Here is a 16,841-nt window from a genome sequence, read left to right as displayed (position 1 = left end):
TCGACTCGATGACCCCGATCGGCCGCGGCCAGCGGCAGCTGCTGATCGGCGACCGCAAGACCGGCAAGACCACGGTCGCGGTCGACACGATCATCAACCAGAAGGGCAACTGGGACAGCGGCGACCCGGCCAAGCAGGTCCGCTGCATCTACGTCGCGATCGGCCAGAAGGGCTCCACGATCGCCGGCGTGAAGCGGCAGCTGGACGAGTCGGGCGCCTCGGCCTACACGACCGTCGTCGCCGCCCCGGCCTCGGACTCGCCGGGTCTGAAGTGGCTGGCGCCCTACGCCGGCTCCGCGCTGGGCCAGCACTGGATGTACCAGGGCAAGCACGTCCTGATCGTGTTCGACGACCTCACCAAGCAGGCCGAGGCCTACCGCGCGATCTCGCTGCTGCTGCGCCGCCCGCCGGGCCGCGAGGCGTACCCGGGCGACGTGTTCTACCTGCACTCCCGGCTGCTGGAGCGCTGCGCGAAGCTCTCCAGCGACATGGGCGGCGGTTCGATGACCGGGCTGCCGATCATCGAGACCAAGGCCAACGACGTGTCGGCCTACATTCCGACCAACGTCATCTCCATCACCGACGGCCAGTGCTTCCTGCAGTCGGACCTGTTCAACTCCGGTCAGCGCCCCGCGATCGACGTCGGCATCTCGGTGTCCCGCGTCGGCGGTTCCGCGCAGATCAAGGCGATGAAGAACGTCACCGGCTCGCTGAAGATCGACCTGGCGCAGTTCCGCGAGCTGGAGGCGTTCTCCGCGTTCGCCTCCGACCTCGACGCGGCGTCCAAGGCGCAGCTCGACCGCGGTGCCCGCCTGATGGAGATCCTCAAGCAGGGCCAGGGCGAGCCGATGCCGGTCGAGGAAGAGGTCGTCTCGCTGTTCCTCGGCACCCAGGGCCACGTGGACACGGTGCCGGCGGCCGACGTGCAGCGCTTCGAGAACGAGTTCCTCGCCTACCTGCGCCGCACCCACGAGTCGGTGCTCAAGGACATCGTGGAGTCCAAGAAGTTCTCCGACGACGGCCAGCAGATCGTCGTGGACGCGGTCGAGGAGTTCAAGAAGCAGTTCACCGCCGCCGACGGTTCCGCGGTCACCGCGGAGGCCGAGGCCGACGCGATGGACGCGAACGCGGTGGGCCAGGAAACCGTCCAGGTCAACAAGCCCGCCCCGAAGAAGTGACCGGGTAGCTCATGGCGCAACTGCGAGAACTGCGAGACCGGATCCGGTCGGTCAAGTCGATCCGGAAGATCACCAAGGCGCAGGAACTGATCGCCACCTCCCGCATCACGCGGGCGCGGGCCCGGGTGGACGCTTCGCGGCCGTACGCGGCCGAGATCACCAAGGCCGTGTCCGAACTGGCCGGGGCGAGCACGCTGGACCACCCGCTGCTGGTCGAGCGCAGCGAACCGAAGCGGGCCGCGGTGCTCGTGGTCACCAGTGACGGCGGTCAGTGCGGCGGCTACAACGCCAACGTGCTGCGCGCGGCCGAGGAGCTGCAGAGCCTCCTGCGGGAGCAGGGCAAGACCCCGGTGCTGTACGTGATCGGCCGCAAGGGCGACGCGTACTACCGGTTCCGGCAGCGGGAGATCGCGGGCAGCTGGGCGGGCTTCGCCGAGAAGCCTGCCTACTCGGACGCGGCCGACGTCGGGGAGACGCTGGTCAGGGCGTTCCTGGCGGGCTCGGGCGACTCCCCGGACGGCGACGGCGGCGCGCCGGGTGTGGACGAGCTGCACCTGGTGCACACCGAGTTCGTGTCCATGCTGACCCAGAAGCCGACGGTCACCCGGATCGCTCCGCTGGAGGTCGAGTACTCCGAGGACCCGAAGAAGCCGCGGTCGGTCTACGACTTCGAGCCGGACGCGGACACGTTGTTCAAGGCGCTGCTGCCGAAGTACATCAACACCCGGCTGTTCGCCGGGCTGCTGGATGCGGCGGCTTCGGTCTACGCGGCCCGGCGCACCGCGATGAAGGCCGCCACGGACAACGCGGACGAACTGATCCGCAACCTCAGCCGGGAGGCCAACCAGGCCCGGCAGGCCCAGATCACCCAGGAAATCAGCGAGATCGTCGGTGGTGTCGAGGCGCTCTCGTCAGCAGGAAGTGAGTGACATGACTGCGACTGCCACTAGCACGGCTACTGGCACCGGCCGCGTCGTCCGGGTCCTCGGCCCGGTCGTGGACGTCGAGTTCCCGCGCGACCAGGTGCCCGACCTGAACAACGCGCTCACCGTGGACATCACCGCGGAGGGCATGGCCACGACGCTGACGCTGGAGGTCGCCCAGCACCTCGGCGACAGCGTCGTGCGAACCATTTCGATGCAGCCGACCCAGGGCCTGGTGCGGGGCGTGACGGTGGCCGACTCGGGCGCGGGCATCTCGGTGCCGGTGGGCGATGTCGTCAAGGGCCACGTGTTCAACGCCCTCGGCCACTGCCTGGACGAGCCCGGCTACGGCGCGGACGCCGAGCGCTGGACGATCCACCGGAACCCGCCGGCGTTCGACCAGCTCGAAGGCAAGACCGAGGTGCTGGAGACCGGCATCAAGGTGATCGACCTGCTCACCCCGTACGTGCAGGGTGGCAAGATCGGCCTGTTCGGCGGTGCCGGTGTCGGCAAGACCGTGCTCATCCAGGAGATGATCCGCCGCGTCGCGAAGAACTTCGGCGGCACCTCGGTGTTCGCCGGTGTCGGCGAGCGCACCCGTGAGGGCAACGACCTCTGGGTGGAGATGAGCGAGTCCGGCGTGCTGGCGGACACCGCGCTGGTCTTCGGCCAGATGGACGAGCCGCCGGGGACCCGTATGCGGGTGGCCCTGTCGGCGCTGACCATGGCGGAGTACTTCCGCGACGTCCAGAACCAGGACGTGCTGCTGTTCATCGACAACATCTTCCGGTTCACCCAGGCCGGCCAGGAGGTCTCCACCCTGCTGGGCCGGATGCCTTCCGCGGTGGGCTACCAGCCGACGCTGGCCGACGAGATGGGTGAGCTGCAGGAGCGGATCACCTCCACCCGCGGCAACTCGATCACCTCGATGCAGGCGATCTACGTGCCCGCGGACGACTACACCGACCCGGCGCCGGCGACCACGTTCGCGCACTTGGACGCGACCACGGAGCTGTCCCGCCCGATTTCCCAGATGGGCATCTACCCGGCGGTGGACCCGCTGACCTCCAGCTCCAACGTGCTGGACCCGGCGATCGTCGGGGACGAGCACTACCGGGTGGCCCAGGAGGTCAAGCGGATCCTGCAGAAGTACAAGGAGCTGCAGGACATCATCGCCATCCTCGGTATGGACGAACTGTCCGAAGAGGACAAGGTGACGGTGCAGCGGGCGCGGCGCATCCAGCGCTACCTGTCGCAGAACTTCTACGTGGCCAAGCAGTTCACCGGCCAGGAGGGCTCCTTCGTGCCGGTGAAGGAGACCATCGAGGCGTTCGACAAGCTCTGCAAGGGCGACTTCGACCACTACCCGGAGCAGGCGTTCCTGTCCATCGGTGGTCTGGAGGACCTCGAGCAGGCCAACAAGAAGCTCACCGAGAAGTGAGTCCGGTCCCCGCCGCGACCGCGGTCGACGGCGGGGATCTTCCGGCGGCAGCGGGTCGGGGTCCTCGTCGGATCCCGACCTTTTGCTGACGCCGGAGTGCTTCGGCGATCGGGCCGCGAGGCCGTGCTGCCCCGGTTCGCGCGCTGGTGAAACAAACCGGAAGTCGTTCGCGATCGACCGGGTGTGCTCGCCCGGTGGCGGCCCGCACCGCGGATCGCCCCTGTTCGGCCCTTCGGAGAACACCCGTCCGCCGCCCGCTAGACTGCGGGCGGTACACCTGACGAAGGAGACGCGCGTGGCCAACATGTCCGTCCAACTGGTCGCCGTGGAGCGCCGCCTGTGGTCCGGTGAAGCGACCGCGGTGGTGGCCCAGACGACCGAGGGTGAGATCGGCATCCTGCCGAACCACGAGCCGATGCTCGGCCAGCTGGTGGAGGGCGGCGTCGTCAAGATCACGACGTCCGACCAGGACACGGTGACCGCAGCGGTGCAGGGCGGGTTCCTGTCCGTGACCGCCGACGGGGTGAGTGTGCTGGCGGAGTCCGCGGAACTGGCCCAGGAGGTCGACGTCGCGCGTGCCCGCGAAGAGGCCAAGGGCGACGACGAAGAGGCCAAGACCAGGGCGCTGAGCCGACTGCGCGCGGCGGGGCACTCCGCCTGACGGGCCGCTGCAGATGGGCTCCGCGGGCGTGTGGTCTCTGGCCGGTGCAGGGCTGGTACTGCTCCTGCTGGTGGTCGGCCTGAGCGCGTTGTTCATCGCGCGGCGGCGGATCCTCCAGCTGCGCGCGGGCGGGATCGACGTGGCGCTGCGCACGCGCACCGGTGAAGGAGCCCGCGGCTGGCACCTCGGCGTCGCCCAGTACCGCGGTGAGGAGTTCACCTGGTACCGGGTGCTGAGCCTGCGCTCCGGTCCGAACTGGATGATCAACCGCGGGGACGTGGAGATCACCGCGCGGCGGGAGCCGTCGCTGGCCGAGTCCTACACGTTGCCGCAGGCGTCGACGGTGCTGCACCTGACGCGGCAGAACGGGCTGGAGCTCGAGGTGGCGATGGGTGCCGACGCGCTCACCGGATTCCTGTCCTGGCTGGAGTCCGCACCGCCCGGCCATTCGGTGCCCTGGGCTTCCTGAACAGGTACCGCGTTCGCGACGCGCCTCGGTGAACCGGGGCGCGTTTTTCGTGGCCTGGACCGCCGCAAAGTTGCTGGCGCTGGAGTCCGCCGCCGGGCGAGACTGGGCCGCGTGCAGGACGCATCAACTGAGCAGCGAGCGTTGTCCATCACCCCGGAGCCGATCGACGGCGCGGACGCCGCGGTGGCATTGCAGTGCTACATCGACGAGCTGCGCGAACGGTTCCCGGCCGGTTTCGACCCGGGCAAGGCCGCACCGCCCGCGCCCGGTGACTTCGATCCGCCGCACGGTTGCTTCCTGCTGGTCCGCGACGGCGATGGACGGGTGAGCGGGTGCGGCGCGGTGCGTGCCGAGCACGGCATCGCGGAGATCCGCCGGATGTGGATCTCCCCGGCCTTGCGGGGGTTGGGCGCGGGCCGGCGGTTGCTGCGGGAGCTGGAGCAGCGCGCCCGCGATCTCGGTTGCCGCACCGTCCGGTTGGACACCGCTGCGGAGCTGAACGAAGCCAGGGGGCTGTACAGCTCGGCGGGCTACGCGGAGATCCCCGCCTACAACGACAACGAATACGCCCGCCACTGGTTCGAGAAAGCCCTCGATTGACCGCACGTAAGCTCGTCGGGGTGCGGATCGAGGAAGTTGGCTACGGGCACCCGGACGCGCAACGGCTGGTCGCCGAACTCCAGCAGGAGTACGTGGTCCGGTACGGCGGGCCGGACGGCGACGTCGTCGAGGCCGCGCAGTTCCAGGCGCCGAACGGCGCTTTCCTGGTCGGGTACCGCGAGGGCCGGGCGGTGGCATCGGGGGCGTGGCGGACGGTCGACGCCGACGGCCTGCGGGGTGCGGAGCTGAAGCGGATGTACGTGCCGCCGGACGCGCGCGGGCACGGGCTGTCCCGGCTGATGCTCGCCGAGCTGGAAAAGCGTGCCGCCGCGGCCGGGCACGTCCGAATCCTGCTGGAGACGGGCGTGCACCAGCCGGAGGCCATCGCGTTGTACCGCTCCGCCGGTTACGTCCCGATTCCGCCGTACGGGCATTACGGCGACGACCCGTCGGCGCTGTTTTTCACCAAGACGCTCTGAACGGTTCGGCGGCTCAGGCGTTGCCGGCGGGGCGCCAGAGCACGTCGCCATCCGGGTTCGCCACCCGCGCCAGGATGAACAGCAGGTCGGAGAGCCGGTTGAGGTACTTCGCCGGGAGCTCGGCGGTGCGCTCACCGTCCTGCTCGAGCAACTCCCAGGCGGCTCGTTCCGCGCGCCGCGCGACGCACCGCGCCTGGTGCAGCAGCGCACCGCCCGGGGTTCCGCCGGGCAGGATGAACGAGTTCAGCTTCGGCAGCTTCGCGTTGTACTCGTCGCACCAGCCTTCCAGCCGGTCGATGTAGGGCTGGGTGACGCGCAGCGGCGGGAATTGCGGATTCTCGGCGACCGGGGTGGACAGGTCCGCGCCCACGTCGAACAGGTCGTTCTGCACCGACCGCAGCACGTCGGCGACGTCGTCGCCGAACGTGGCGGTGGCCAGCGCCACGCCGAGCACCGAGTTCGTCTCGTCCACGTCGGCGTAGGCGATCAGCCGCGGATCGGTTTTGCGCACTTCCGAGTTGTCCGAGAGCCGGGTGGTGCCCGCGTCGCCGGTCCGCGTGTAGATCTTCGTCAGGTGCACAGCCATGCGGCACAGCCTAGGCAGTCGCCGCCCGGCTCGGCACCGGCTTGGCGCACCCGCCCCCCGCGGAGCCGCCGCCGGGCCGTAACCTGCTGCTCGTGAGTGAGCACTTCCGCGTGCACGGCGGGGCGCGGCTGACCGGCGCGGTCGACGTGGTCGGCGCGAAGAACAGCGTGCTGAAGCTGATGGCGGCCGCGCTGCTGGCCGAGGGCACCACGACGATCACCAACTGCCCGGAGATCCTGGACGTCCCGTTGATGGGGGACGTGCTGCGCAGCCTGGGCTGCGAAGTGGTCGTGGACGGCAGCAGCGCGCACATCACCACGCCCGCCGAGATCAGCCACGAGGCGATCTCGCCGTCGATGGGCAAGCTGCGCGCCTCGGTGTGCGTGCTCGGGCCGTTGGTGGCGCGGTGCCGCCGCGCGGTGGTGACCCTGCCCGGCGGCGACGCGATCGGCTCGCGCCCGCTGGACATGCACCAGAACGGACTGCGGCTGCTGGGCGCGTCCAGCCACATCGAGCACGGCGCGGTGGTGGCCGAGGCCGAGAACCTGCACGGCGCGCAGATCTGGCTGGATTTCCCGAGCGTGGGCGCCACCGAGAACATCCTGATGGCGTCGGTGCTGGCCGAAGGCACCACCATGATCGACAACGCGGCGCGCGAGCCGGAGATCGTCGACCTGTGCGTGATGCTGCAGCAGATGGGCGCCAAGATCGAAGGCGCGGGAACCTCGACGTTGACCGTGCACGGCGTCTCCTCGCTGAAGGCGGTCGAGCACCGCGTGATCGGTGACCGCATCGTCGGCGCGACCTGGGCGTTCGCCGCGGTGGCCACGCGCGGGGACATCACCGTGCGCGGAGTGGACCCGCAGCACGTGAACCTGGTGCTGGAGAAGCTGCGCAGCGCGGGCGCGGAGATCACCACCGGGGACGAGGAATTCCGCGTGGTGGCCGACCAGCGCCCGCTGGCGGTGGACTACGTGACGCTGCCGTACCCGGGGTTCGCCACCGACCTGCAGCCGATGGCGCTGGCGCTGTCCGCCGTCGCCGACGGCACCTCGATGATCACCGAGAACTTGTTCGAGTCCCGGTTCCGGTTCATCGAGGAACTGGTGCGGATGGGTGCCGATGCGCGCACGGACGGGCACCACGCGGTGGTGCGCGGGCTGGACCGGCTCTCCAGCGCGCCGGTCTGGGCCTCGGACATCCGCGCCGGCGTGGGCCTGGTGCTGGCCGGGTTGTGCGCGGACGGAACCACCGAGGTCTGGGACGTGTTCCACATCGACCGCGGTTACCCGAACTTCGTGGAGAACCTGCGCGGTCTTGGCGCGCACATCGAGCGCGTCACCGACTGAGGGCCGCCTGCTCGCGCAACGGTGCTCGAGCCGAGTGAACGACCTGTTCGTCGCACTGGATTGGTCGAACGGACCGTTCGCCCGGGAGCCTGCCAGTCGCGAACTCAGTCGCTGGCGAACACCATCCGCAGGCCGAACCCGACCATCACGGCGCCCATCACGCGCTCCAGGGCGAGCTGCACGCGCTTCCGCGTCAGCAGCTGCCGCAGGCCGCCGACCAGCCACGAAGCCAGCCGCCAGTAGACGACCGCGACCGCGACGAACGCCAGCGTCAGCGCCAGCGAGGTCCACGCGCGCGGCTCTCCTGGCGAGATGAACTGCGGCAGCAGCGTCAGGAACAGCACGATGATCTTGGGGTTGAGCACGTTGCTCACCAGCCCCTGGCGGAACGCCGCGAGCCGGGTCAGCGGTTCGCCACCGGTGGTTTCGGCGACCGGTTCCACGGCCCGGTGCCGGTCCCGCCAGCTCTTCCACAAGGTGCTCGCGCCCAGCCAGACCAGGTAGGCGGCACCGGCGACCTTGACCGCCAGGTAAGCGGTCGCCGAGGCCGCCAGCAGCGCCGACAGGCCCAGCACCGAGATCACCGCGTGCACCAGCAGTCCGGCGCAGCACCCCAGGCCGGTCCACCACATGCCCGTCGTCCCGGCACGCAGGCTGTTGCGCAGGCCAAGTGCGGTGTCCGGCCCCGGGATCAGCGTCACCACGACGACGACCAGCAGGAACGGCAGGAGTTGAGCGGGCACGACGGAAGCCTAATCAACCATCCCCGGCTTCGGTTGCGAGATCGCTCACTCCCGGTTTCCGGCCCACGGCGGCGTAGCAGACCGAACGCTGCGGATCCGGTCCGACGTCCTCCGCGGATTCCGGGCGCCATTCCGGGGCGAACACGACGCCCGGCGAGAGCAGCTCGAAACCGGACATCATCTCGGTGAGCTGCCGCCTGCCGCGCAGCGTGGCCGGGGTGGAGGTGTCGCGGTAGAGCTCGCCGAGTTCGGTGACCTCCGGAAGGTCCTCGTCGGTGCCGTGGGAGAGCGCCAGGTAGCTGCCGGGCGCGAGCAGGTCCCGGTAGCGCGCGATCAGTTCCGCGGGATGTTGCTCGTCCGGTACGAAGTGCAGCATCGCGAGCATCAGCACGCCGATCGGTTCGGCGGCGTCGAGCGTTCCGGACAGCTCCGGGATCCGGAACAGCTGCTCGGGGTCGCGCATGTCGGCCTGCACGATCGCGGCGCGCTCGTTGCCCTGCAGCATCAGCTGGCTGTGCGCGATCGCGACCGCTTCGTTGTCCACGTAGACGACCTTCGATTCCGGGGCGAGCCGCTGGGCCACCTCGTGCACGGCGCCGACGGTCGGGATTCCGGAACCGATGTCCAGGAATTGGCGGATTCCGCGGGCGACGTAGTAGCGCACCACGCGTTGCAGGAACAACCGGTTCAGCCGCGCGTATTCGCGTGCCCCCGGGAAGATCTCCAACGCGCGGTGCGCGAAATCGCGGTCGATCGCGAAGTTCGACGAACCGCCGAGCAGGTAGTCGTAGACGCGGGCCGCGCTGGGCTTGCTCAGGTCCGCACGGACGGGACTCCAGCTCGGCCTGCTGTGCACCGGGATGACACCTCGCTGATCATGGCTGCCGTCCGCCGCATCGTCGCGCACTGATCAACTTTTGCCAACCGGATCCGGCGTTCTCGTGGAATTAGCGGCCCGTTTCCGACCGGCGGGTTCGTTTTGGGGCTCAGCCTTCGTGCAATCGCAGCAGTTGATAGGCCGCGATCGTTTGCGCGTCGGTGATCTCTCCGCCGCGGATCATCCGCTCGAACTCCGCGCGCCCGAACCGGCCCGCGCGCATGTCCTGCTCCTCGGCCTCACGTTCGTGCTCTCCCGGGGTGAGCCCGGTGGCCAGGAAAACCCGCCCGCGCTGGCTGGACAGACCCGGCGCCACAGCGAGCGATCCGAGGACGGTGAGTCGCTCGGCGCGCAGGCCGGTCTCCTCGCGCAGCTCCCGCGCGGCCAGCTCCGGCCCGTCGACCTCGGCCCGGTCCGGCGCGGTGCCCTGCGGGAACTCCCAGCGCCGCAGGCCGAGCGGGTAGCGGAACTGCTCGACCAGGTGCAGCCGGTCGCCGTCCAGCGGGATCACCAGCGCGTAGTCCGGTTTGTCCACGACGCCGTAGATCCCGTCCGAACCGTCGGGGCGCCGGACGCCGTCCTCGCGCACGGTCATCCAGGGGTTGGCGTACACCTCGCGGGTGCTCGTCCTGTGCATGGTGGCAATGTTCCCGCGCCCGGGGCTCAGCGTTGCACGCGGTTCAGCTTCGAGCGGCGGATGCCGTAGCTCAGGTACAGCACCAGCCCGGCGAGGGTCCAGAACCCGAACACCACCCAGGTCACGCCGTACAGGCCGAGGATCAGGTAGCAGCACAAGGCCACGCCCGCCATCGGCAGCCACGGCATCAGCGGAGTCCGGAACGTCCGCTCCAGCTCCGGCCTGCGGTAGCGCAGCACCACCACGCCCACGTTGACGATGCCGAACGCGACCAGCGTGCCGATGCTGGTGGCGTCGGCGAGTTCGTTGAGCGGCACCAGCCCGGACAGCAGCGCGACCAGCGCGCCCACCAGCAAGGTGTTGAACGCGGGCACCGATCGCGCGTTCACCTTCGACAACCGCGCAGGCATCAGTCCGTCGCGGGACATCGAGACCAGGATGCGGGTCTGCCCGTACAGCACCGTCAGCACCACCGTGGCGATCGCCAGCACCGCGCCGAACGCGAGCAGCACCGACGCCCAGCCCTGGCCGGTGACCAGCTGCAACGCGGTGGCCAGCGAAGCCTCCGAAGAGCCGAGCACGTCCGTGCCGACCGCGCCGACCGCCGCGAACGCGACGAGCACGTAGATCGCGGTGACCACCGCCAGCGACAGCATGATCGCCCGCGGCAGGTCCCGCTTCGGATTGCGCGCCTCCTCGCCCGCGGTGGACGCGGCGTCGAAGCCGATGAACGAGAAGAACACCGCCGAGGCTCCGGCCGAGACACCGGCGACGCCCATCGGCGCGAACGGCGTCATGTTCTCCGAGCGGAACGCGGTCAGCGCCACGCACACGAAGAACACCAGCACGGCGATCTTCAGCAGCGTGGTGAACGTGGTGACCGCCGCGCTCTCCCGCACGCCCAGCATCAGCACCGCCGTGGCCAGCAGCACCACGACCATGGCCGGGACGTTCACCACGCCGCCCTCGCCCGGTGGCGCCGAGAGCGCATCCGGAACGGTCACGCCGACCGTGCCGCGCAAGAACTCGTTGAGGTAGCCGCCCCAGCCCACGGCCACCGCGGCCACCGAGACGCCGTACTCCAGCAGCAGGCACCAGCCGCAGATCCACGCGACCAGCTCACCCAGCGTCGCGTACGCGTAGGAGTAGGCGGAACCGGAGACCGGCACGCTGCCCGCGAGCTCCGCGTACGACAGCGCCGAGCACAGCGCGGCGAGCCCGGCCAGGACGAACGAGACGACCACGGCCGGGCCTGCCGCGGGCGCCGCCTCCGCCAGCACCACGAAGATCCCGGTGCCCAGGGTGGCGCCCACCGACAGCGCCATCAGCGGGATCAGGCCCAGGCTGCGCTTGAGCGGCGTGTGCGAGCCGTCGTCGGCGATCCGCTCGGCGGGCTTTACGCGGGTGAACAACTGGACGTAGGACACGAGCAGGCACGGTAGCCGCTCATCGCTGGTGATCCACCGGGAGTCGACGCCGGATCCGGCGATGCCGGCCCCAGCGACGCCGGATCCAGCCACGCCGAGGCGGCTTCTCGACTTCCCGATCAGCGCCCGTACCCTGTGCCGAGTGCGTCTCGTCATCGCTCGCTGCAAGGTCGACTACGTCGGCAGGCTCACCGCGCATCTGCCCATGGCCCAGCGGTTGCTGCTGGTCAAGGCCGACGGTTCGGTCTCGGTGCACTCCGACGACCGCGCCTACAAGCCGCTGAACTGGATGAGCCCGCCGTGCTGGCTGATCGAGGACCCGGGGCTGTGGACGGTGCAGAACAAGGCGGGGGAGAAGCTGGTCGTCACCCTCGAAGAGGTGCTGCACGACAGCAGGCACGAGCTCGGCCCGGAACCCGGCCTGGTCAAGGACGGCGTGGAGGCGCACCTGCAGGAGCTGCTGGCCGAGCACGTCGGCACGCTCGGCGACGGCTGGTCGCTGGTGCGCCGCGAATACCCGACCGCGATCGGGCCGGTGGACCTGATGTGCCGGGATGCCGACGGCACCAGCGTGGCGGTGGAGATCAAGCGGCGCGGGGAGATCGACGGGGTCGAGCAGCTGACCCGCTACCTCGAACTGCTCAACCGGGATCCGCTGCTGGCGCCGGTCAGCGGGGTGTTCGCGGCGCAGCAGATCAAGCCGCAGGCGCGGACGCTGGCCGCGGACCGCGGAATCCGTTGCGTGACACTGGACTACGACCAGTTGCGCGGGATCGAGCCGGACGAGTTCCGGCTGTTCTGAACCGCCGCCGGGCGGAGTTTTCGAACAGAAGTTCGCTCGGCTGAGTGATGATTTTCTTGCCCGGGCGGGCAAGACTGGAAGGCATGATCACGTCTTCGATGCTTTCCCGCTCCCCGGTTCCTGGGGCCCCGGTTCCTGGGGCCCCGGCTCCTGGGGGCCTGGGCTCTGGGCTCCCGGCTTCGCCCTCCCCGGCCCTGCACCGCCCGGCTCCGCACTGCTCGGCCGCGGGGTTTCCGCCCGCCAAGCTCGCCGGATCATCGCCTGCTCAGCTTCGAGCCTTCGCCCCGTCGTGCTCGGGTGCGGCGCTCGACGACCTACCCGTGCCGTTCGTTCGCGCCGCTCCGGCTGGGCGTTGTTCACCTCGCCGTTCGCGGTGTGCCGGAGGCTGGCCGATGGCTCGCGCGCGGAGTCCTGGCCGCCCCGGTTGATTTTCGTTTTCTCCTGTGTGGTGGTCATGCGCGGCCGCTTCGGGCCAACGCGCTCCCGAGCGGCGGCTGCGTGTCGCAGACGCGGCCGCGAGGCTGACTGACCGTCACGGTTTCCGCTGCTCGGCGGAGTGTTCGTTGTCCGGTCGGGCGACGTTCAACGAATTGGTATCGGACCGGTGTGAGCGGTTCCACTGTGCGGTACTGTCCGTCTGCCACCGATCGGGTGGTGATTGGCGTTGGAATTTGTTGGGTCTGGAGGTGGGGTTGCCGTGAGCGTGCTAGCCCAAGATCAGTTGCGGCTCGACGCCGGCGCGGTCGACTACGTGCTGCTCGCGGTGTACTTCGCGTTCGTGCTCGGCATCGGTTACCTCGCGCGCCGCTCGGTGTCCACGAGCCTGGACTTCTTCCTGTCCGGCCGGGCGCTGCCCGCGTGGGTGACCGGCCTGGCGTTCGTCGCGGCCAACCTCGGGGCGGTCGAGGTCATCGGCATGTCCGCCAACGGCGCCGAGTACGGCATGCCGACGATGCACTACTTCTGGGTCGGCGCGGTACCGGCGATGCTGTTCCTCGGCATCGTGATGATGCCGTTCTACTACGGTTCCAAGGTCCGCAGCGTTCCCGAATTCATGCTGCGCCGCTTCGGCAAGCCCGCCCACCTGGTCAACGGCATCAGCTTCGCGGTCGCCCAGGTGCTCATCGCGGGGCTGAACCTGTACCTGCTGGCCAGCATCGTCAACGTGCTGCTCGGTTGGCCGCTGTGGGCGTCGGTGCTGGTGGCCGCCGTGATCGTGCTCACCTACACCGCACTCGGCGGGCTGTCCGCGGCGATCTACAACGAGGTGCTGCAGTTCTTCGTGATCGTCGCGGCGCTGCTGCCGCTGACGCTGGTCGGGCTGCGCAAGGTCGGCGGCTGGCAGGGCCTGATGGACCGGGTCAGCGCCAGTCCCGGCGGGCCGGAACAGCTCTCGGCGTGGCCGGCCACCGAGCTGACCGGGTTCACCAACAGCTTCCTGAGCGCGCTGGGCGTCGTGTTCGGTCTCGGGTTCGTGCTCGCCTTCGGCTACTGGACGACGAACTTCGTCGAGGTGCAGCGCGCGATGGCCTCCAAGAGCATGTCCGCGGCCCAGCGCACGCCGATCATCGGTGCCTTCCCCAAGCTGCTGATCCCGTTCATCGTCATCATCCCCGGCATGATCGCCGGGGTGGCGGTGCAGGACATGGTCGCGTTCAAGGCCACCGGGCAGGGCGGGGTCGACTACAACGATGCGCTCCTGCTGCTGATGCGGGACCTGCTGCCCAACGGCATCCTGGGCGTCGCGCTGGCCGGGCTGCTGGCCTCGTTCATGGCGGGCATGGCCGCGAACCTGAGTTCGTTCAACACGGTGTTCACCTACGACATCTGGCAGGCGTACGTCGTCAAGGACAAGCCGGACCAGTACTACCTGCAGATGGGCCGCTGGGTCACCGTCGGCGCGACCGTCGTGGCGATCGGCACCGCGTTCATCGCCGCCGGCTACGAGAACCTGATGGACTACCTCCAGCAGCTGTTCTCGTTCTTCAACGCACCGCTGTTCGCCACGTTCATCCTCGGCATGTTCTGGAAGCGGATGACCCCGACGGCGGGCTGGCTCGGGTTGGTGCTGGGCACCATCTCGGCGGTGACGGTGTTCGGGCTCGCTGAGACGGAGGTGCTGCACCTGCCGGGTCAGGGCGCGAGCTTCGTCGGTGCCGGTACGGCGTTCGTGGTGGACATCGTGGTCAGCGTCCTGGTGAGCCTGGTGACCCGGCCGAAACCGGAGGCGGAACTGACCGGGCTGGTCTACTCGCTGACACCACGGGCGACGTTGCAGGCGTCCACCTCGGGCGAGGACGCGGGCTGGTTCCGCAGGCCGGGCCTGATGGCCGGGATCGTCCTGGTGATCACGATCGCGCTCAACATCATCTTCGGCTGACGGAGGGGAACCCATGGCCACTGAGACACCTCAGCGCAAGCACACCGCGGGCGCCTTCGACATCCGGTTGATCATCGCCGCGCTGTTCTTCCTGTACGGCATCGTGCTCACGGTGCTCGGCGCGACGGGCGGGCCCGAGGAGACGGCGAAATCCGCCGGGATGAACATCAACCTCTACAGCGGCGTCGGGATGCTGGTGTTCGCCGCGCTGTTCGCCCTGTGGGTGCGGTGGCGGCCGATCGTCGTGGATGCCACCGAGTCCGCTCCGGACTCCGGCGAAGACGGCTGACGGGAGGCGGTCGCAGCACCGCCCGAGGCACCCCAAGGCGCCCCCCGAGGCACGGAGTGCCGCTGGAGCCTGCCACGGGCGCGCAAGATTCCGTAGGCTGCCGAATCGCAACGACCATTGAGACGGTTGGAGGCAGCTCATGACCCGGACCGCCCGTGGCGGCGCCGATGCGCCGGTCGACGACATCGCCGAGCAGCAGCGGCCGATGTTCGACTCGCTCGATCCCCGCACCGATGAGGTCGTCGGGCGGCACCCGGTGCACGACGCCGCCGAGGTCGGCGAGATCGTCGAGGCCGCCCGCGCCGCCGGGCGCTGGTGGGCCGAGCTGGGCTTCGCCGAACGCAAGAAGCGGCTCGACCGGTGGCGGGTGCAGCTGGTGCGCAGGCTCGACGAGCTCGCCGGGGTGATCTGCGCGGAGACCGGCAAACCGCTCGACGACGCCAGGCTGGAACTGGTGCTGGTCATCGACCACCTGCACTGGGCGGCGAACAAGGTCGAGAAGGTGCTCGGCAAGCGCAAGGTCTCGCCCGGAGTGCTGATGGCGAACCAGGCCTGCACCGTCGAATACCAGCCGTACGGCGTGGTCGGCGTGATCGGGCCGTGGAACTACCCGGCCTTCACCCCGATGGGCTCGATCGCCTACGCGCTCGCGGCGGGCAATTCGGTCGTGTTCAAGCCCAGCGAGCTCACCCCGGGCGTCGGGCGGTGGCTGGTGGACAGCTTCGCGGAAGTGGTCCCGGAACACCCGGTCTTCTCGCTGATCACCGGCTTCGGCGAGACCGGCGCGGCGCTGTGTTCGGCCGGCGTCGGCAAGGTCGCCTTCACCGGTTCCACCGAGACCGGCAAGAAGGTGATGGCGAGCTGCGCGCAAACCCTCACGCCGGTGCTGGTGGAGTGCGGCAGCAAGGACGCCTTGATCGTGGACACCGACGCCGACCTGCGCGCCGCGGCCGATGCCGCGCTGTGGGGCGCGATGTCCAACGCGGGCCAGACCTGCATCGGCGTGGAGCGGGTGTTCGTGGCCGAGGCGGTGGCCGACCGCTTCACCGACCTGCTAACGGCGCGGGCGAAGAAGCTTCGCCCCGGTGGTGAACCGAGTGCGGACATGGGGCCGATCACGATGTCCTCGCAGGTGGAAGTGATCCGCGGGCACATCGACGGCGCGCTGGCCGCCGGTGGGCGGGCGCTGGTCGGCGGCGGTGACTCGGTGCGGCCGCCGTTCGTCGAGCCGGTGGTGCTGGTCGACGTGCCCGCCGAATCCGCCGCGCACGCCGAGGAGACCTTCGGCCCGACCGTCGTCGTGGAGCGTGTGCGCGACGCGGACGAAGGCGTGCAGCGGGCCAACGACAGCCGCTACGGGCTCGGCGCCACCGTGTTCTCGCGGGCGCGGGGGGCCGAGCTGGCGCGGCGGTTGCGCTCCGGAATGGTCGCGATCAACTCGGTGATCTCGTTCGCCGCGGTGCCGGGGCTGCCCTTCGGCGGCGTCGGGGACTCCGGGTTCGGCCGCATCCACGGCGAGGACGGGCTGCGCGAGTTCGCGCGGCCGCAGTCGGTGACCCGCACCCGGTTCAAGATGCCGCTGAACCCGATGAGCTTCAGCCGCGGCTCCCGCACCGTGCGGCACGTCGTGCAGCTCATCCGCGCCACCCGCGGGCGTTGACCGCGCCGCAGGGCGCCGGCGCGGCGCGGTCGATCGACGGGCCGCGCCGGGCTGGGTAAGTTCCCCGCCCGGCGATCATCGCCGCGCCTCGTGCGCCCGGCGGCGCGGATGCGATGAAGACGGCCTCGCGGGCACCTTTCGAGCGGGCGGACACGGCGGCGGAGAATCGGCGGGGTGCGGGATCGGCGGCGGAAGTCGGCGGGCGCAGCGGGAACAGCCGCGAAGACGTGGACCGGGAGGCGAACGGTGAAGAAGATCATCAACGAGCCGGCGACGGTGGTCGCCGATGCGCTGCACGGCATGGCCGTCGCGCACCCGGAGCTGCTCCGGGTGCGCACCG

General features: G+C 69.9%; 17 protein-coding genes. 12 read left to right on the top strand and 5 right to left on the bottom strand.

All coding sequences use genetic code 11. The features are described from left to right. The 7 genes from atpA to IJH84_RS17935 all read left to right on the top strand — a co-directional run. A partial coding sequence (atpA, locus tag IJH84_RS17965) for a F0F1 ATP synthase subunit alpha (protein WP_295146520.1) occupies window positions 1-1,178 on the top strand: 1,178 nt, incomplete at its 5' end. A gap of 11 nt (window positions 1,179-1,189) precedes the next feature. Continuing rightward, window positions 1,190-2,107 (top strand): F0F1 ATP synthase subunit gamma, encoded by a 918-nt coding sequence (locus IJH84_RS17960; protein ID WP_200070304.1) that lies wholly within the window; start codon window positions 1,190-1,192, stop codon window positions 2,105-2,107. 1 nt (window position 2,108) lies between these two features. Next, the gene (gene atpD / locus IJH84_RS17955) at window positions 2,109-3,542 is read left to right on the top strand and encodes a F0F1 ATP synthase subunit beta (RefSeq protein WP_295146515.1); all 1,434 of its coding nucleotides are present in this window, start codon (window positions 2,109-2,111) and stop codon (window positions 3,540-3,542) included. A 295-nt stretch (window positions 3,543-3,837) separates the two neighbouring features. Next, entirely contained in the window at window positions 3,838-4,203 is a 366-nt protein-coding gene (locus tag IJH84_RS17950) for a F0F1 ATP synthase subunit epsilon (protein WP_200070302.1), read from the top strand. Window positions 4,204-4,231: 28 nt separating this feature from the next. Next, window positions 4,232-4,672: a DUF2550 domain-containing protein gene (locus IJH84_RS17945; protein WP_307850036.1), complete on the top strand. Its 441-nt coding sequence runs from the start codon at window positions 4,232-4,234 to the stop codon at window positions 4,670-4,672. Window positions 4,673-4,783: 111 nt separating this feature from the next. Next, window positions 4,784-5,272: a GNAT family N-acetyltransferase gene (locus tag IJH84_RS17940; protein WP_295146511.1), complete on the top strand. Its 489-nt coding sequence runs from the start codon at window positions 4,784-4,786 to the stop codon at window positions 5,270-5,272. Next, window positions 5,269-5,751 carry a GNAT family N-acetyltransferase gene (locus tag IJH84_RS17935; protein ID WP_233627362.1) on the top strand — a complete coding sequence of 161 codons (483 nt, stop codon included), beginning with the start codon at window positions 5,269-5,271 and terminating at the stop codon, window positions 5,749-5,751. The genes IJH84_RS17940 and IJH84_RS17935 overlap by 4 nt, the downstream gene beginning before the upstream one ends. A gap of 13 nt (window positions 5,752-5,764) precedes the next feature. Here IJH84_RS17935 and IJH84_RS17930 read toward each other — a convergent pair whose 3' ends face one another. Next, window positions 5,765-6,337 carry a cob(I)yrinic acid a,c-diamide adenosyltransferase gene (locus IJH84_RS17930; RefSeq protein ID WP_200070299.1) on the bottom strand — a complete coding sequence of 191 codons (573 nt, stop codon included), beginning with the start codon at window positions 6,335-6,337 and terminating at the stop codon, window positions 5,765-5,767. A 92-nt stretch (window positions 6,338-6,429) separates the two neighbouring features. On the opposite strand from IJH84_RS17930, the gene murA reads away from it, so the two are divergent. Then, complete coding sequence (gene murA, locus IJH84_RS17925) at window positions 6,430-7,686, top strand: UDP-N-acetylglucosamine 1-carboxyvinyltransferase (RefSeq protein WP_200070298.1); 1,257 nt, start codon at window positions 6,430-6,432, stop codon at window positions 7,684-7,686. A 104-nt stretch (window positions 7,687-7,790) separates the two neighbouring features. Here the strand turns inward: murA and IJH84_RS17920 are convergent, their stop codons facing one another. The 4 genes from IJH84_RS17920 to IJH84_RS17905 form a co-directional block, all read right to left on the bottom strand. After that, the gene (locus tag IJH84_RS17920) at window positions 7,791-8,429 is read right to left on the bottom strand and encodes a LysE family translocator (RefSeq protein ID WP_200070297.1); all 639 of its coding nucleotides are present in this window, start codon (window positions 8,427-8,429) and stop codon (window positions 7,791-7,793) included. A 13-nt stretch (window positions 8,430-8,442) separates the two neighbouring features. Beyond that, window positions 8,443-9,336: an SAM-dependent methyltransferase gene (locus IJH84_RS17915; protein WP_295146507.1), complete on the bottom strand. Its 894-nt coding sequence runs from the start codon at window positions 9,334-9,336 to the stop codon at window positions 8,443-8,445. Window positions 9,337-9,415: 79 nt separating this feature from the next. Continuing rightward, window positions 9,416-9,943: an NUDIX hydrolase gene (locus IJH84_RS17910; protein ID WP_295146505.1), complete on the bottom strand. Its 528-nt coding sequence runs from the start codon at window positions 9,941-9,943 to the stop codon at window positions 9,416-9,418. A gap of 26 nt (window positions 9,944-9,969) precedes the next feature. After that, on the bottom strand, window positions 9,970-11,370 hold the full coding sequence (locus tag IJH84_RS17905; protein WP_295146503.1) for an amino acid permease: 1,401 nt from the start codon (window positions 11,368-11,370) through the stop codon (window positions 9,970-9,972). Window positions 11,371-11,512: 142 nt separating this feature from the next. On the opposite strand from IJH84_RS17905, the gene nucS reads away from it, so the two are divergent. The 4 genes from nucS (at window position 11,513) to IJH84_RS17885 (ending at window position 16,501) form a co-directional block, all read left to right on the top strand. After that, window positions 11,513-12,172, top strand: a complete 660-nt coding sequence (gene nucS / locus IJH84_RS17900) for an endonuclease NucS (protein WP_200070294.1) — start codon at window positions 11,513-11,515, stop codon at window positions 12,170-12,172. A gap of 697 nt (window positions 12,173-12,869) precedes the next feature. Continuing rightward, window positions 12,870-14,552, top strand: a complete 1,683-nt coding sequence (locus tag IJH84_RS17895) for a sodium:solute symporter family protein (RefSeq protein WP_295146500.1) — start codon at window positions 12,870-12,872, stop codon at window positions 14,550-14,552. A 13-nt stretch (window positions 14,553-14,565) separates the two neighbouring features. Continuing rightward, a complete protein-coding gene (locus tag IJH84_RS17890; RefSeq protein ID WP_200070292.1) occupies window positions 14,566-14,841 on the top strand; it encodes a hypothetical protein in 276 nt (91 codons plus the stop codon). 139 nt (window positions 14,842-14,980) lie between these two features. Next, window positions 14,981-16,501 (top strand): aldehyde dehydrogenase family protein, encoded by a 1,521-nt coding sequence (locus IJH84_RS17885; RefSeq protein ID WP_295146497.1) that lies wholly within the window; start codon window positions 14,981-14,983, stop codon window positions 16,499-16,501. Window positions 16,502-16,841 lie beyond the last annotated feature (340 nt).

This window comes from Saccharopolyspora sp., from assembly GCF_017434145.1.
GTDB lineage: Bacteria > Actinomycetota > Actinomycetes > Mycobacteriales > Pseudonocardiaceae > Saccharopolyspora_C > Saccharopolyspora_C galaxeae.
Note: the sequence above shows the minus strand (reverse complement) of the source record. Positions and strands in the feature narration are given on the sequence as shown.

What these genes read in the sequence shown, in the direction of transcription:
- IJH84_RS17960 (WP_200070304.1), top strand. Translation starts at nt 1,190, where the DNA reads ATGGCGCAACTGCGAGAACTGCGAGACCGGATCCGGTCGGTCAAGTCG.
- atpD (WP_295146515.1), top strand. Translation starts at nt 2,109, where the DNA reads ATGACTGCGACTGCCACTAGCACGGCTACTGGCACCGGCCGCGTCGTC.
- IJH84_RS17930 (WP_200070299.1), bottom strand. Translation starts at nt 6,337, where the DNA reads ATGGCTGTGCACCTGACGAAGATCTACACGCGGACCGGCGACGCGGGC.
- IJH84_RS17910 (WP_295146505.1), bottom strand. Translation starts at nt 9,943, where the DNA reads ATGCACAGGACGAGCACCCGCGAGGTGTACGCCAACCCCTGGATGACC.
- IJH84_RS17890 (WP_200070292.1), top strand. Translation starts at nt 14,566, where the DNA reads ATGGCCACTGAGACACCTCAGCGCAAGCACACCGCGGGCGCCTTCGAC.
- IJH84_RS17885 (WP_295146497.1), top strand. Translation starts at nt 14,981, where the DNA reads ATGACCCGGACCGCCCGTGGCGGCGCCGATGCGCCGGTCGACGACATC.